Here is a 12,163-nt window from a genome sequence, read left to right on the forward strand (position 1 = left end):
TTCGCCGTTGGACGACGGAAGCGCACAGTGGGAGAATGCCAACAGGTTGGGGGACGGGGCGTCCACCCGAGGGAGAACAGGTTGAGACGCAAAGCGGTACTGGTCATGATCTCGGCCCTGTCCCTGGCGGCGCTTGCACCCGCGGCGACCGCGTCGTCGGGCAGCGGCGACAAGGAAGCGCCCCCCGCCATCGCCATCCAGCAGGCTCGGCTACAGCCTCCCGCCATCGTCACCGACCGGGTGGAAGGGCTGAAGATCACCGTGACACAGGTGATGTACCCAGGCGTGCCCGACCGGGCCGCCTGCCGTTTCGTGGTGCGTTCGGTCAATTCCGGTTCCGCCACCATCTCGACCTACGCGCTGATGCGGACCCTGGACCGCGAGAAATCGGAACTGAATACCTGGATGGTGCCTACCGGCGCGCTGGCGCCAGGGCAGGCATCGGAACGGCTCTACTCGTGCAAGACCGCGCAGTACCTGGTTTTGGACCAGGAAAGCCTGGGCGGCTGGCCCGGCCGCTGCATCGTCAACGGCGAGGAACGCGCCCCCTGCCCGCTGACTTTGGCGCTGGAGGCCAATCTCAACATCGTCTCAAAGCAATAGCCGCCGCCCCAAAAACAGATCGCATTTTATGCGTCTTCGACGGGTTACTATACCAAGGCTGAAGAAAAAAACCGTTCGCCACCGTTCCGGCGAAGCATATACCTCCGATTTCTTTCTCTTCGCGTTACAGCATGGTCAAATTCGACCAACGAACTCCGGTGGCGGGAGAGAAAAATGAAGACTTACGACGACATGATTCAATTGGCGAAGTTGCTGGAAGTGGAGTTCAACTCCGGTTCCATCGACCGCGTGCGTGCCCATGAACTGGCCGAACGCCTTCTTCCCCACCACCCGGAGCTGCGTAACACCCTGACCAGCGTCCGTAACCGCATGCTGCGGCGCTGAGAGTATTTGCCGCTCCTTGTTTCCTGGGAAAACCAACGCCGGGCAAGTTCCCCCCTTGCCCGGCGTTTTCATGTTCACCCGACGCCGTTCAGCGGGCATCCTTGGCGTTGGCCTGCATATAGGACAGCAACATCCGCGCCTCGGCCTCGGTCAGTTCTGTCTGGCGTTTCATGGAATTGATGTGGCCGATCCAACGGCTGACCGTGAACTCCTCGCCGCGGCGCGCGTCGTGACACAAGGTACAGGCGTCCTGGTTGATGTGCGCTGCATAGTCCCAGAGCGGCGCCGGATCGGACAGGAAACGTCCATCCTTGACCCACGCCTCCACACGCACCTTGGTCCATTCCTCCTCGCTGTCGGGATCGACGGCCTTGTCGCCTTTCACCACCCCTTCCTGGGCGGCAACGGCCAGGGTCGCCAGCGTGTTGCGGCGTCCCAGCTGACTGAAGACCGTATCCGTCATGTCCTCGCGGAACCAGCCGTCCAACCGAACCTTGAGGACGTCGCCGTCGCGCGCCAGCACATGCAACGCGACAGCCGCCGAAAACTGTCCATCGGCGGAATCGGGATCGGATGGCGGCTGCTCCAGCCCAAAGGACAAGGGCTCGACGGAATAGACCACGTCTCCCGGCTTGATCTCGGTCGTACGGGCGGTTTCCCGCAAGGCGGCCAGGCGTTTGCGATGCTCGGCGTTGACGTCGGGCATGGCGTGGGCCACACCCTTGTGGCAGTCGATGCAGGTGCCGCCGGCGCGGGCCGCGTCGCGCATGGCGCGGGCCGCCTTCATGGATTGCTTGTGGAAATCCATGGCGTCGAAGGAATGGCAGTTGCGGCATTCCCGCGAGTCGCTGTCACGCATGCGTTGCCATTCGCGCTTGGCCAAGGCGTGGCGTTTGTCCACGAATTTCTCGCGGCTGTCGACGGACCCGATCGCCCAATGGAACAACTCGCCGCTGGCTTGGGCCTTGCGGATCAGCTTGTGGGTCCAGTCCTTGGGAACATGGCAGTCGGGACAGGTGGCGCGAACGCCGGAGGCATTCAGGTAATGGGGCGATTTCTGGTATTCGGCATAGACGTTGTCGCGCATCTCGTGACACGAAACACAGAATTCCATGCGGTTGGTGGCCTCGAGCAATGTGTTGAACCCGCCCCAACCGATCACGCCGACAACCATGCCGGTCACGGCGACCCACACCCAATTCTTCGTCCTCAACACTGGCGACCCCGTCCCACAGAAAGGATCGGGCGGCATTTCTGCCGCCCGATTGTGTCACACTTTGTTCGTACCGTTTCTCGCTGCCTTACTCGAACGGAGTCGGACGCGGGGTGGCGTCGGTCGACGGCGGCAGGATCGGCAACAGGAACGACGGCTGGTCGCCGGTCAAGGACTTCAGGAACGCGACGATCTTGGCGTTCTCTTCCTTGGTGAAGCTCTTGCCCAGCTGGATGCGGCCCATGGTGTCGACCGCCTGGGTCAGGGTCGCGGCTTCGCCATCGTGGAAGTAGGGATAGGTCATCTCGACGTTACGCAGGGTCGGAACCTTGAAGTTGAAGCGGTCGGCCTCTTCCTTGGTCACCGCCACGCGGCCTTCGGCCTTGCTGGTGGACTGGTACGGCTCGACCACACCCATCTTCTGGAACGAGTTGCCGCCGACGGCCGGGCCGTTGTGGCAGGCGGTGCAGCCCGAATCCTTGAACAGTTCGTAACCGGCGATCTCGTCCTTGGTCAGGGCCTTCTTGTCGCCCTTCAGCCACTTGTCGAAACGCGAATTCGGGGTGATCAGGGTTTCCTCGAAGGCAGCGATGGCCTTGGTGACACCTTCGATGTCGACCTTGTCGGACCCGAACACCTTCTTGTATTCCGCCACATAGGCCGGGATCGACTGAAGCACGGCGATGGCCAGGGTATGGGTCGACGCCATTTCACCGGGGTTGGCGATCGGGCCGCCGGCCTGATCCTTCAGCGTCATCGCGCGGCCGTCCCAGAACTGAGCCAGGTTGAGGCTGGAGTTCAGCACGGTCGGGGAGTTGATCGGACCCTGCTGCCAGTGGTCGCCGATCGAGGTCTTGAGGTTGTCGGTGCCGCCCATGGACAGGTTGTGGCACGAGTTGCACGAAATGAAGCCGGACTTGGACAGACGCGGATCGAAATAGAGCTTCTTGCCCAGCTCGACCATGCCGGCATTCTTTACCTTGGGCGCCTCGAGCGGCTGGATCGGCTCGTCGGAAGCCGGAGCGGCATGGGCAAGGCCCGCGGTGGCGGCCAGCACGACGGCCAGGGACAAAGTGTGGCGCAAAGACATTGCAATCCCCCTTTGGATGGTAGCGGTGCCGTCCCCTGTCATCAGGAAACGGAAAACTGAAACGCCGGTCCCGACCCACCCCCGGGTCATGCCCGACCTAGCGCCGAGGGGACCACGTCTCGAGCCACACGCTCTTCCCAAAGTGATTGCGCTGCATTGAGATACGTCAATGATTTGAGTGATTCCAACTACACATTGGAGAAATTCCAATCTGAAAAACACCCACCTCCCCTTTCGGGCTGCCCCTTTCCCACCCTCGGCCAGGGAAAGTACCTAAGCCAAAGGGCTGGACACAAAAAAGGGCGGCCAAAGCCGCCCCATCTTTGCTTGAAGGGATCGCGGGTTACGCCACCCGACGTCCCGACAGCGCCGCGAGATGCGCCGACAGCGCCGCCGCAGTCTCGGGATGGGCCAGGGCGGCATCGACGATCGCCGCCACATAGCCGGCCTTGTTGCCGCAGTCATAACGGGTGCCGGCAAAACGCAGTCCCGACAGACCGACCTGAGCGATGGTGGCGGCGATGGCGTCGGTCAACTGGATCTCGCCCCCCTGCCCCTTGTGCCGGCGTTCCAGGAAGTCGAACACCACCGGTTCCAGGATGTAGCGACCAATCACCGACAAAGTCGAGGGAGCCTCGTCCGGCTTGGGCTTTTCCACCATGCCCCGCGCACGGGCCAGCGAGCCAACCTCCTCGATCACGTCCAGAATGCCGTAGCGGTCAACCTGGGACAGCGGCACGTTTTCCACCGCCACCAAATGGCCGCGGGTTTCCCGCCACTGTTCCACCATCTGCTTCAGGCAACCGGGCTTCCCAAAGATCAGGTCGTCGGGCAACAGCACCGCGAAAGGCTCGTCGCCCACCACGGGACGCGCACACCATACCGCATGTCCCAGCCCCAACGGCGCCGGCTGGCGTACGGTGGTGACGGAGACGCCCTTGGGACAGGTGGAACGGACGATTTCCAGCAATTGCGCCTTGCCGCGCGCCTCAAGCTGACGCTCCAACTCGGGGGCGGTGTCGAAATGATCGGCCAGCAATTCCTTGCCCTTGGCGGTCACCAGAACGATCTCGGTGATGCCCGCCTCGGCCGCCTCCTCGACCGCGTATTGAATCAGCGGCTTGTCCACTACCGGAAGTAATTCCTTTGGCAATACCTTGGTCGCGGGCAACACCCGCGTTCCAAGACCGGCGACGGGAAGAACGGCTTTACGGACCATGGACGTCATGTCCTCGCATGTTGTTCGATAGGTGCAAGCATCTTCTTTCAATGTGTTGCGACCATGGTTCGATGAAGGCGAATTTGGGGCATACCTCTCCTACAAAGTGGTATGTTGCCGACCCCTCTAGATGCATGCGATAAATAGGACTGGGATCGGGTGAACGTTCGCAGGGAATGACATGACCTTAGGGTGCAACTGCGATTTAATGAATGTTCGCATCCGTTGCGAAGACCTCGGCCACACCATGTGCCGCCGGGACCTGTGCAACTGCACCGGAATAACTTCATGCATCTACACCCGTAACGTGCCGGCACGGACCGTGTTGTTCCGAAGCGGTCAGGCCAACACCGGCCTTTACCAGATGCTGTCCGGCGTGGTCGCCCTGGTCCAGGAGGACGAGGACGGCAACGCGCCGCTGGTGCACATGGTGCGCCCGCACGATTTTTTCGGCCACCGTTCGCTGGTGGCCGAGGAAAGCCACGCCACCACCGCCACCACCTTGACCGATTGCGTCATCTGGCATGTGCCGGTACGGGTGATCGCCTCTGCCTATCAGGACGATCCCCGGCTGCAAGGCATCTTGCACCGCGATCTGGCGCAAACCCTGCGCACCGCCTGGGAACATCGCAGCCGGGTCAACCGCCTGTCGCTGGGTGACAGGCTGATGTATTTCTTCCGCGAATTGGCCGCCGTGGTCGGACAGGCGGAAAAGGACGGCACGACGTCGCTGGTGCTGCCTATGTCCTATCAGGACGTCGCCCTGTTGCTGGGGCATTCGCCGGAAACGGTGTCGCGTGCGCTCAGCCAACTTGCCGCCGCCGGCCGGCTCAGTTACGACCGGCGCGGCGTCGTCAAGCTGCCCCCCCAGGAAAGCGGCGCCTGACCCTTGCGCAAGCGTGACATTGGCGACGGCCGGGCGCTATAGTCCCGGCCGCCATGCTTGATCGCGCCCGCGCCCTGCTTCGTTCCGTCTTCGGCTTCGATTCCTTCCGTCCCGGCCAGGACGCCATCATCGGCGCCATCCTGGATGGTCAGGATGTGCTGGCGATCATGCCCACCGGTGCCGGCAAGTCGCTGTGCTACCAATTGCCGGCCTTGATCGGCAACGGCCTGACCGTGGTGGTGTCACCCCTGATCGCCCTGATGCGCGATCAGGTGGCGCAGCTCACCAATTACGGCGTCAACGCCGCCGCGCTGAATTCCAGCAACGACCCGGCGGAAAGCCGCCGCATCTTCGATTCCTTGCGCGACGGTGACTTACGGCTGCTGTATCTGGCGCCGGAACGGCTGGCGCGCCCCGATACGGTGGAATTGCTGCGCAACGCCGGCGCCACCCGGCTGGCCATCGATGAAGCCCATTGCGTCAGCCAGTGGGGACACGACTTCCGTCCCGAATATCTGGCGCTGGGGGAACTGCGCCGGGAACTGGGCGGCATCCAGACGGTGGCCTTCACCGCCACCGCCGACGCGGCGACACGATCCGACATCGCCCAACGGCTGTTCGATGCCGAGCCTCGGCTGTTCATCGGCGGTTTCGACCGCCCCAACCTGTTGCTGTCCATGGCCCCCAAGAACAGCGCGCGCAAGCAATTGCTGGAATTCCTGGCTGCGCGCAAAGGGCAGTCGGGAGTGGTCTATTGCGCCTCGCGCAATGGCTGCGAGGATCTGGCGGAAACCTTCAACGCCGCCGGCCACCGCGCCCTGGTCTACCATGCCGGCCTGGACAAGGCTGTCCGCGAAGCCAACCAGGATGCCTTCCTGCGCGAGGACGGCATCACCATGGTCGCCACCATCGCCTTCGGCATGGGCATCGACAAGCCCGACGTGCGCTTCGTCGCCCATGCCGATCTGCCCAAAAGCATCGAGGCCTATTATCAGGAAATCGGCCGCGCCGGCCGCGACGGCCTTCCGGCCGAAACGCTGACCCTTTACGGCCTGGGCGACGTGCGGCTGAGGGCGTTGCAGATCGAGGAAAGCCAGGCGTCGGACGAGCAAAAACGCATCGAACGGGCCAAGCTCAACACGTTGTTGGCACTGTGCGAGGCACCGCGATGCCGGCGCCAGACGTTGCTGGCCTATTTCGGCGAACAATCGGAACCTTGCGGCAATTGCGACCTGTGCATTCACGGCGTCGAAGTCTATGACGGCACCATCGACGCCCAGAAGTTCCTGTCGGCCATCTACCGCACCGGCCAGCGTTTCGGGGCCGAGCACCTGATCAACATCCTGGTCGGCACAGAGAACGACGCCGTCCTCCATCACGGCCACCACCAGCTTCCCACCTTCGGGGTGGGCCGCGAGCGGACCCGCGACCAATGGCGCTCGATCCTGCGCCAATTGTACGCGACCGGCCTGGTGACCCAGGACCTGAGCGAATTCGGCGCCTGGCGCCTGACCGAGGACGGCGGCAACGTGCTGCGCGGCCGCGCCCGCATCGACATCCGCCGCGACGCCCTGCGGCCGAAGGGCAAGAAAGCCAAGGCCCCCGCCGCGCAATTGCCCGACGAATACGATTCCGAATTGCTGGCCGAGCTCAAGAAGCTCAGGCGCGAACTGGCCGCCGATCAGGGGATTCCAGCCTATGCGGTGTTCCCCGACCGGACATTGCTGGAACTGGCGGCCCGCCGTCCGTTGTCGCTTGACGACATGCGCGGCGTCCACGGCATCGGTGAATCAAAGCTGGCCCGTTACGGCGAAATCTTCCTTGAAGTGCTGCTGAGTTAGCACCCCTGGCCGCGCACCAGTTCCAGAACGTGGCCGAACTCGCCGCGCAAGGTATGGGTCTGTTCGGCCAGCGTCGCCGACACCTGCCCGACCTCGGCCGCCGAACGTTCGGTGGAATCCACGCTTTGCCGCACTCCGGCGATGTTCTCGGCCACCGCCGCCACCCCGTCCGAGGCGTGTTGGATGGCCCGCGCGATCTCGGCGGTGGCGCTGTTTTGCTGTTCCACCGCCGCGGCGATGGTTGTCGCCATCTCGTTCATCCGCCCAACCGTGGCATCGATCACCGAAATGGCCTCGACGGTGGTGGCGGTGCCGCCCTGGATGGCGACAACCTGGGACTGGATCTGTTCGGTCGCTTGGGCTGTCTGGTTGGCCAGAGCCTTGACCTCGCCGGCCACCACCGCGAAGCCCTTGCCGGCTTCGCCGGCCCGCGCGGCCTCGATAGTGGCGTTCAACGCCAACAGGTTGGTCTGGCTGGCGATGGCGTTGATCAACGCCACGATCTCGCCGATGCGGCCGGCGGCTTCGGTCAGGGAGGCGACGGATTGCTTGGTGTGCGCGGCCTCGCGCACCGCGTCGCGGGCGGTATCGGCCATCTTGCCTACCACCTGGGAAATCTCGCGGATGGACGCCAGCAATTGTTCGGTGGCGTCGGCGATGGCCCGCACGTTGCCGGCCGCGTCGTCAGCGGCAGAGGCCACCTGTTGCGAGCCGTCGGCAGCGCCCACCGCCAACCCGGCCAGGGCGACGGCACTGTCCTTCAACGCCTCGACGTTGGCGTCGGCCGAACCCAACAGGGAATCCACCCGATCTGCCAGTTGGCGCAACATGTCGTCGGTGCCATGCCTGGCCTGTTCGCGGGCCGCGCGCTCGGCGGCGCGCTCGGCCGAGGCGGCACGCGCCGCCAAGGCGTTCAATCGCAAGGTTTCCAATGCCCGGCCGATTTCACCGATCTCGTCTTGGCGCTCGCACCCGGTCACCGTCAGGTCAAGCTGGTCGGCGGCCATGGCGGAAATGGTCCGCGCCGTGGTCATCATGGGCGAAACCACATGGCGGTTGAACAACATGGTCACAACAAAGACCAAAACAACGATCAACGACAGACCACCCAAAGCCAGCATCAGCGAACGCCCCGCCGCCGCCAAGCTGGCGTCGCAGACCTCAAGGCCGCGCGCGATGAAAGCGTCGCGCAATTCGGCCATCGCCGAGAAATACGGCAAGGTCGCGTTGCGGAACTGGGTCGCCGACAGGGCATAGGGCTGACCTGCGCGGCTCGCGTCCTCTTGGGCGCGGATCACCGCCAGGGCGTCGCCGAAGACGCCTTTCTCGACCTTGGCCAAGGCTGCGGCCACCTGGTCGCCGTGCTCCAGGCGCTGCACCTGTCCTTTGATGCCGTCCCAAATCTGGTCGATGCCCCCGGTGAAGCGGTTGTGCCGCTCCACCTGCGCCAAGGTCATGGGCCGACCGTCGGCGATGATGGTCAGCAAGGTGGTGTTGCGCTGTCCGACCACGTTGCGCAGGTTGGCGCTGGCATGGGCCAAGGCCACGTAATCCGACACCTCGCCCGATTGTGCGGCCAAGGCCGGCAATATGGCGGTCGCCACCGCGATGACGCCGTCCCCCACCTTGAAATTGGCGGCCACCCAAGCCTTGGCCATTTTCGGCTCACGTTCGTTGGGCGCCTTGGCGATCTCTCGTAGAACCGGAGCGCGGGCTTCGACCAAGCCCTTTTGCAACGCCGCGATGCTCTGCGCCTCGCTTCCCGAAGCCAGGGACAGAGCCAGAGCGAAAGCCCCGTCGGTATTTTTGCGTCCATCGGCCAGCGTGGCCGTCGCCCCGTCGTCCAGCACTTGTCCGCCGGTCACCGCCAACGCATGGGCGCCACGTTCCAGACTGACCCGCTCGGCCAGTTGCAGCAAGGCCCCTTGCAATTCGGTCATCTGACGCCCCCGCGCCAGACGTGACCGGTCCCCCACCGCCTCGACCACCTGCGACAACGCCGCCAGCACGGCCAAGGCAGCCACCACGGCCATGCAGACGAAGAAAAAACCGCGAACGCGCATACCCTATCTCCACACAAACATTATGGAGATTATACCCCTGCGCGTAATCTTCGTATGCACAGAATTGTCAGAATATGGAAGTCACCGCCCCTTGCGCGGCGCGGGTTTCCCCCCCCGTGCCGGCCGGGTGTGCTGGGTCATGAACGGCTTTCCGCCCCCCGCTCCCCGGCTCCCTTGCGGTGCCGTTCCCGCCGGCACCAGCTGATGCTGGCCCGGCCCGATCAGGTCGGCACGGCCCAGCGCCTTGAGCGCATCACGCAGGATCGGCCAGTTGGCGGGATCGTGATAACGCAAGAACGCCTTGTGCAACCGGCGTTGACGCTCCCCACGCGCGCTGAACACCACCTCGCCGCCCTGACGACGGATGGGCACCAAGGGATTGCGGCCGGAATGGTACATGGCGGTCGCCAGCGACATGGGCGACGGCAGGAAGGTCTGCACCTGGTCGGCCTTGAAGCCGTTGCGCTTGAGCCACAGCGCCAGATTCATCATGTCGGTGTCGGTGGTTCCGGGATGGGCGGCGATGAAATAGGGGATCAGGTAATATTTCTTGCCCGCCTCGTGCGCCGCCTGTTCGAACAATTGCTTGAAGCGGTCATAGGCGCCCATGCCCGGCTTCATCATCTTGGACAGCGGCCCGTCCTCGGTGTGTTCGGGGGCGATCTTCAGGTATCCGCCGACGTGATGGGCCACCAGTTCCCGGACATAAGCCGGACTTTTGACCGCCAGATCGTAACGAACACCCGAACCGATGCTGATTCGTTTCACCCCCTTGACCGCGCGGGCCTTGCGATACAGCTGGATCAAGGGATCGTGGTTGGTTTCAAGGTTCTTGCAGATGTCTGGATAAACGCAAGACGGCCGGCGGCACACCGCTTGAATCTCGGGATCCTTGCAGTTCAGCCGCCACATGTTGGCGGTGGGGCCGCCCAGGTCGGAAATGGTGCCGGTAAACCCCTTGGTCTTGTCGCGAATCGCCGCGATCTCTTTCAGGATCGAAGCTTCCGAACGGCTTTGGATGACCCGCCCCTCGTGTTCGGTGATGGAACAGAAGGAACAGCCCCCGAAACAGCCGCGCATGATGTTGACGGAAAAACGGATCATCTCCCATGCCGGTATCTTGGCATCGCCGTAGCTGGGATGCGGAGCGCGGGCATAGGGCAGATCGAAGACGCCGTCCATCTCGGCCGTGGTCAGCGGGATCGGCGGCGGCGTCAGCCATACCTCGCGGTCGCCGTGGCGTTGCACCAGGGCGCGGGCGTTGCCGGGATTGGCTTCCTGATGCAAGACCCGCGAGGCATGGCCATACAATACCGGGTCGGCCGCCACCTGCTCATAAGACGGCAACCGCACCACCGCATGCTCGCCCCTGGCCCGCGGCGTCTCGGCCGGTTCCGGGTCGGACCAGTCGGCCACCTGCCAGTCGGCGGGTACCGCGTCGCGCATCAGCGCCACGCCACGGACGTCGAACATGGCCTTGGGATTTTCCCCGGCGGCAAGGCGATGCGCCACCTCGACCAACGCCCGTTCGGCGTTGCCGTACAACAAGATGTCGGCCTTGGCGTCGACCAGTACCGAACGGCGGACCTTGTCCGACCAGTAATCGTAATGGGCGACACGGCGCAGACTGGCCTCGATGCCGCCCAACACCACGGGAACGTCCTTGAACGCCTCACGGCAACGCTGAGCGTAGACCAGAACCGCACGGTCGGGCCGCTTGCCCCCCTCTCCACCCGGCGTGTAGGCGTCGTCCGAGCGGATCTTGCGATCCGAGGTGTAGCGGTTGACCATGGAATCCATGTTCCCCGCCGTCACCCCCCAGAACAGGTTCGGACGTCCCAAGGCCCGAAACGGTTCGGGACCGTGCCAGTCAGGCTGGGCGATGATGCCGACGCGGAACCCCTGAGCCTCGAGCAGACGGCCAATGATGGCCATGCCGAAACTGGGATGGTCCACATAGGCGTCGCCGGTGACCAGCACCACGTCGCAACTGTCCCAGCCCAGCGCGTCCATTTCGGCGCGCGAGGTGGGCAGGAACGGGACCGCGGCAAGGTCGCGGGAGCGGGGATAGGAGAACAAGGGCTTGGTAATCCGCATCATGGCCATGCATATCGGCCCGCGGCCAAGCTGGCGTCAAGGGGACGATGTCCCCTCGACGCGTATGGCTTTGGCAAGACCGGCTATTTCGCCGCCGGCTTGTTCCAGGAACAGTTCTCCCTGGTGGCGAGCGGCTTGGTGTATTCACCCTTGTCGTTCGCCAACTGGCGCCAGGACACCGAACCGTCCGGCATGCAAACCGGATCGAAGAACGAACCTTCCGGTTCGCCGCGGCTGGCACAGCCAGCAAGAAGAACGATCATGCCAATGGCGGCAACAGCCTTCATCTTGACCTCCTGATTCGAGACAGGTAGTGAAGCTTTGCGCGTCCGGGCCGCCGTGTCCATAGGCATTCATTACATCCCCATCGAAAGTCGGAGGTCATGCTCCACCTCGTCAAACTGGCCGCCGGCTGTGACGGCCTGGACATGCTGCGGGCCTTCCAGGCGGAGCGCCTGCGGTTATCTGGACAGGTGTTTCACCTGACCCGTCAGACACCCAAACGAGCCGACGAACTGTGCGACGGCGGTTCCATCTACTGGGTGGTCAAGGGGCAGGTCGCCGCCCGGCAGCGGATCTTGGCGGTGGAAACCGAAACGGACGAGGACGGGCGCTCCCGCTGTCGCCTGATCCTGGACCCTGGGATCGTCGAAGTAAGGCCCACCCCCATGCGGCCGTTCCAGGGTTGGCGCTACCTGGAGGCGAAAGACGCCCCGAAAGACCGCCGTGGCGGCGAAAGCGAGCCGCCGCCGGAAATGGCGGCGGAATTAAGGGCTCTCGGCTTGCTCTAAGTCAATTGACACAGG

11 protein-coding genes are annotated in these 12,163 nt (G+C 63.9%); 5 read left to right on the top strand and 6 right to left on the bottom strand.

Translation table 11 applies throughout. The features are described from left to right. Positions 1-81: 81 nt before the first annotated feature. Complete coding sequence (locus G4223_RS02085; RefSeq protein ID WP_163674322.1) at positions 82-603, top strand: hypothetical protein; 522 nt, start codon at positions 82-84, stop codon at positions 601-603. Between the two features lie 174 nt (positions 604-777). Then, the gene (locus tag G4223_RS02090; RefSeq protein ID WP_163674325.1) at positions 778-948 is read left to right on the top strand and encodes a hypothetical protein; all 171 of its coding nucleotides are present in this window, start codon (positions 778-780) and stop codon (positions 946-948) included. Between the two features lie 88 nt (positions 949-1,036). Here G4223_RS02090 and G4223_RS02095 read toward each other — a convergent pair whose 3' ends face one another. The 3 genes from G4223_RS02095 to galU form a co-directional block, all read right to left on the bottom strand. Further along, positions 1,037-2,161, bottom strand: a complete 1,125-nt coding sequence (locus tag G4223_RS02095) for a NapC/NirT family cytochrome c (RefSeq protein ID WP_163674327.1) — start codon at positions 2,159-2,161, stop codon at positions 1,037-1,039. An 88-nt stretch (positions 2,162-2,249) separates the two neighbouring features. Continuing rightward, positions 2,250-3,251 carry a cytochrome-c peroxidase gene (locus G4223_RS02100; RefSeq protein ID WP_163674329.1) on the bottom strand — a complete coding sequence of 334 codons (1,002 nt, stop codon included), beginning with the start codon at positions 3,249-3,251 and terminating at the stop codon, positions 2,250-2,252. A gap of 343 nt (positions 3,252-3,594) precedes the next feature. Next, the gene (gene galU / locus G4223_RS02105) at positions 3,595-4,470 is read right to left on the bottom strand and encodes a UTP--glucose-1-phosphate uridylyltransferase GalU (protein ID WP_163674331.1); all 876 of its coding nucleotides are present in this window, start codon (positions 4,468-4,470) and stop codon (positions 3,595-3,597) included. A 208-nt stretch (positions 4,471-4,678) separates the two neighbouring features. Between galU and G4223_RS02110 the strand changes: the two genes are divergently transcribed. Both G4223_RS02110 and recQ read left to right on the top strand, forming a co-directional pair. Continuing rightward, entirely contained in the window at positions 4,679-5,356 is a 678-nt protein-coding gene (locus G4223_RS02110) for a Crp/Fnr family transcriptional regulator (RefSeq protein ID WP_163674333.1), read from the top strand. A 53-nt stretch (positions 5,357-5,409) separates the two neighbouring features. Next, positions 5,410-7,197 carry a DNA helicase RecQ gene (gene recQ, locus G4223_RS02115; protein WP_163674335.1) on the top strand — a complete coding sequence of 596 codons (1,788 nt, stop codon included), beginning with the start codon at positions 5,410-5,412 and terminating at the stop codon, positions 7,195-7,197. On the opposite strand, the gene G4223_RS02120 is transcribed toward recQ, so the two are convergent. From G4223_RS02120 to G4223_RS02130, 3 genes are all read right to left on the bottom strand, one after another. Continuing rightward, positions 7,194-9,260, bottom strand: a complete 2,067-nt coding sequence (locus G4223_RS02120; RefSeq protein WP_163674337.1) for a methyl-accepting chemotaxis protein — start codon at positions 9,258-9,260, stop codon at positions 7,194-7,196. The genes recQ and G4223_RS02120 overlap by 4 nt on opposite strands. Before the next feature lie 81 nt (positions 9,261-9,341). Further along, entirely contained in the window at positions 9,342-11,357 is a 2,016-nt protein-coding gene (locus tag G4223_RS02125; RefSeq protein WP_163674540.1) for a YgiQ family radical SAM protein, read from the bottom strand. An 83-nt stretch (positions 11,358-11,440) separates the two neighbouring features. Continuing rightward, positions 11,441-11,644, bottom strand: coding sequence for a hypothetical protein (locus G4223_RS02130; protein ID WP_163674339.1), 204 nt, complete (start codon positions 11,642-11,644; stop codon positions 11,441-11,443). A gap of 96 nt (positions 11,645-11,740) precedes the next feature. Here G4223_RS02130 and G4223_RS02135 point away from each other — a divergent pair, with 96 nt between their 5' ends. Continuing rightward, positions 11,741-12,148 (top strand): DUF1489 family protein, encoded by a 408-nt coding sequence (locus tag G4223_RS02135; protein ID WP_163674342.1) that lies wholly within the window; start codon positions 11,741-11,743, stop codon positions 12,146-12,148. Positions 12,149-12,163: the final 15 nt, after the last annotated feature.

The organism is Magnetospirillum aberrantis SpK, assembly GCF_011022235.1.
Lineage (GTDB): Bacteria > Pseudomonadota > Alphaproteobacteria > Rhodospirillales > Magnetospirillaceae > Magnetospirillum > Magnetospirillum aberrantis.